Genomic DNA, 606 nt, shown 5'->3' on the forward strand with positions numbered 1-606 from the left:
GTGGGCCCCTTTTTGGTGCTTCCCCCCCCAGCCTCAGGCGACGAGCTCGCCGAAGGCGTCCTCCTCGTCACGGCCGAAGCTGAGGACCTCGTCCTCGCGCAGCCGGCGGAGCGACCGCCAGATGCTGGACTTCACCGTGCCGACACTGATGTCGAGGATGTCCGCGATCTCCGGGTCCGTGCGGCCCTCGTAGTAGCGCAGGACCAGCATGGTGCGCTGGAGCTCGGGCAGCCGGGCCAGCGCCTGCCACAGGACCGCGCGCAGCTCGGTGCCGCGCATCGCGTCCGTGTCGCCGGGCGTCTCCGGCAGTTCCTCGGTCGGGTACTCGTTGAGCTTGCGGCGCCGCCAGGCGCTGATGTGCAGGTTGGTCATGGTGCGGCGGAGGTATCCGCCGACCGCGGCCTTGTCACTGATCCGGTCCCACGCCTTGTACGTCGAGAACAGCGCGCTCTGGAGCAGGTCCTCGGCCTCGAAGCGGTCGCCGGTGAGGTGGTAGGCGGTGGCGTACAGGGAGGCGCGGCGCTCCTGGACGTAGGCGGTGAACTCCGCCTCCGACAGCGAGCGGCGCTCCCCCGAGTCCTCCCTGTACGCGGCTCCCCCGTGAGC

Annotated in this window: 1 protein-coding gene; it reads right to left on the bottom strand. The window is 70.6% G+C overall.

Features of this window, described 5'->3' with window-relative positions; genetic code table 11:
- Nucleotides 1-33 precede the first annotated feature (33 nt).
- On the bottom strand, nt 34-606 hold a 573-nt coding region (locus CA983_RS44815), incomplete at its 5' end, for a SigE family RNA polymerase sigma factor (RefSeq protein WP_086606203.1).

The sequence above is a fragment of the Streptomyces swartbergensis genome (assembly GCF_002148965.1).
Taxonomy (GTDB): Bacteria; Actinomycetota; Actinomycetes; order Streptomycetales; family Streptomycetaceae; genus Streptomyces; species Streptomyces swartbergensis.